Origin of the sequence: Kitasatospora sp. NPDC047058, from assembly GCF_040643935.1 — a bacterium.
Classification (GTDB): domain Bacteria; phylum Actinomycetota; class Actinomycetes; order Streptomycetales; family Streptomycetaceae; genus Kitasatospora.
The window spans coordinates 1-2,463 of sequence record NZ_JBEYVJ010000693.1; the positions used below are offsets into that span (position 1 = coordinate 1).

The window sequence follows — 2,463 nt, forward strand, 5'->3', positions numbered from 1 at the left end:
CCGCCCAGCGCACTGCCGGTGCAGGAAGGTTGGCTCTCACCGCAGCGGCGAGCTCCTCAGGTGCGGCGTCGTATTCCACCTGGACGTTCATGTTCGTTCGTTCCTTTGTTCGCGACGGCACATCATGGTCGGGGCACGGCACCCGGCACAAGCGCGATCCGCCGGCCCCGGACGGGCCGCCTACGGCCAGGTGCCACAAGGCCCGCCAGAAGAAGGCCGAGCAGGCCCGCCGCGGGCTGATGCAGGCCCTGGCCTGAGCCGGCTGCGGGCCGGGTCCCGAAGGAGGAAAGCAACCGGGTGTACCGGCCGCCGCGATCAGCGTCGGGCTTGCCTGGCTTCTTGCGCTGCTCGTCCTTCTCCAGTTCCTGACCGCGCGGATCCTCGGCGTGATCCCGCCCAAGTCCCTAGGCGACGCGGAGCTGCTGCTCGTCCTGGCCAAGATCGCCGAGGCCCAGGTCACCGCCGACCAGCTGGTCCACACCGACCCGATGCCCGTGCCCGCCTCTGCGTCCCTGGAGTTGCTGTGACCCTCACCTCCACCGGGCTTCCTCTCGCCGCACGGCCCCTCCAGGGCCGCACCGCCCTGGTCACGGGCGCGGCGACCGGAACCGGAGCCGCCACCCCCCCGCGCGCTCGCGGCGGCTGGCGCCTCCGTCGCCATCGCCCACCTCGACCAGATCGACCACCTCGACCAGATCGACCAGATCGACCAGGTCGGCGAGATCCTCGACGCTGTCCGCCGGAGCGGCTCCAACGGCACCGAAATCAGCGCCGACCTCACCGCGCCGGACGCCGCCGCCATGATGGCCAGCCAGATCCGCAACGAGCTCGGACCGGTGGACATCCTCGTCAACAACGCCGGCGCCTACCCGAGGACCCCGTGGGCGGACACCGACGAGCAGGCCTGGGCCAAGGCGCTCGACATCAACCTGACCGCGCACTACCGCACCTGCCGGGCCTTCACCCCCGCCATGACCGAGCGCGGCTGGGGCCGGATCATCGACGTCTCCTCCGTCAACGCCCGCCTCGGTCGCCCCGGACTGACCGCCTACAGCACCGCCAAGGCCGGAGTCCTCGGCCTCACCCCGTCGCTGGCCAGGGAACTTGGCCCACACGGCATCACCGTGAACACTGTCCTTTCGGGGGCGATCCAGGTCGACTCCGAGAACGACCTGCCCGCCCACCATCGCGCCCGGCCCGAGGACCAGATCGCCCGGCAGTGCGTTCCCCGCCGGGGCCAGCCCGAGGACATCGCCGCCGCCATCGCCTTCCTCGCCGGTCCCAGCGCATCGTTCATCACCGCACAGTCATTGACCATCGACGGCGGCTGGATGCCCCACTGAACCACCACAACCACCAGGGAGAAGCCCTCATGAAGGAACGCGTCCGCGCCGTCCTCCTCACCACCGCCGGCACGATGCTCGTCATCAACCGCATCCGCCCCGGCATCCCCGCCTATCAGGTCCTCGTCGGCGGCGGCGTCGAGCCCGAGGACACCGGCCTGGAAGGCGCCCTGCTGCGGGAGATCCACGAGGAGATCGCTGGTACGGCCACCGATCTGCTCCCCTTCCACGAGTTCAAGAACGACAAGGGCGAGACCGAGCACTTCTACACCGCCCGGATCGTCAAGTGGAACTTCACCGATCGCACTGGGCCCGAGTTCCAGCGTGACGACCGCGGCGAGTACCTGCTCGAGGAGGTCCCGCTTACCGCCGAGGCCATCGAGGCCCTGAACCTGATGCCGCCCCAGGTCAAGATCGCATTGCTCGACGCGATCCGTGCAGGCAGCCTCGCCGCCCCCGTGGCGTAGCGCGGTATGGCCTACTCGCCGTGATGCCGGCACCGGTCCGCCTCTTCGGTCCGGTGCCGGACACCAGCCACCAGAACGCGGTTGGTGCCCGCGCTACTGGCTGGCGATCAGCCGGTGAAGCCCGTCCGGACGGAAGAGCACCGGGCGGTGGTCAAGCTCGGCGACCGGCGCGGTGGCGAATCCACCGCCGGGGACCGACACGGCAGTGAGCGCGAGCAGCCGCAACAGGTCGCACGCTGCGCCGGTCGCGTCCTGTTCAGCGGCTGCCGAATCCAGGCCCAACAGCATCGCGCGCAGCCCGGCCCACAGGCCGCCGGACACGTAGGCGATCGGGGCGTTGCCGAGCGCCGGGTGCGGCAGCGGGTCCGGGTACGGAAGCCATCCGCCGACCTGAACGGACGAGCGGACCGGAGTGGCGAGGGCGGGCGCATCGAGCATGATCGGGAAGCTACCTTCTGCCACCGACACCTCTGCGCACACGACCGGGCGACACCCGGACAGATCGGCTGAGAACGCGACCGCCCGACCACTACGATCCGCGTCGTGACGACCTCCCAGCCGGGCTCCTGTGACCTGCGTGAGGTCGTGAACGCGCTGCTGTACCAGAACCGGACGGGCTGTCAGTGGCGGCTCCTGCCGCACGACTTCCCGGC

Annotated in this window: 4 protein-coding genes and 1 pseudogene; 4 read left to right on the forward strand and 1 reads right to left on the reverse strand. The window is 70.4% G+C overall.

Features of this window, described 5'->3' with window-relative positions; translation table 11 throughout:
- Positions 1-386: 386 nt before the first annotated feature.
- The 3 genes from ABZ885_RS39370 to ABZ885_RS39380 all read left to right on the forward strand — a co-directional run bounded on the left by ABZ885_RS39370 (position 387) and on the right by ABZ885_RS39380 (position 1,810).
- Positions 387-527, forward strand: coding sequence for a hypothetical protein (locus ABZ885_RS39370; RefSeq protein WP_360199737.1), 141 nt, complete (start codon positions 387-389; stop codon positions 525-527).
- Between the two features lie 150 nt (positions 528-677).
- On the forward strand, positions 678-1,343 hold the full coding sequence (locus ABZ885_RS39375) for an SDR family oxidoreductase (protein WP_360199743.1): 666 nt from the start codon (positions 678-680) through the stop codon (positions 1,341-1,343).
- Positions 1,344-1,372: 29 nt separating this feature from the next.
- Entirely contained in the window at positions 1,373-1,810 is a 438-nt protein-coding gene (locus ABZ885_RS39380) for an NUDIX domain-containing protein (RefSeq protein ID WP_360199739.1), read from the forward strand.
- Positions 1,811-1,903: 93 nt separating this feature from the next.
- Here the strand turns inward: ABZ885_RS39380 and ABZ885_RS39385 are convergent, their stop codons facing one another.
- Positions 1,904-2,248, reverse strand: coding sequence for a hypothetical protein (locus ABZ885_RS39385; protein WP_360199741.1), 345 nt, complete (start codon positions 2,246-2,248; stop codon positions 1,904-1,906).
- Positions 2,249-2,368: 120 nt separating this feature from the next.
- Here ABZ885_RS39385 and ABZ885_RS39390 point away from each other — a divergent pair.
- Positions 2,369-2,463 (forward strand): annotated as a pseudogene (locus ABZ885_RS39390) (transposase); the annotation flags it as partial.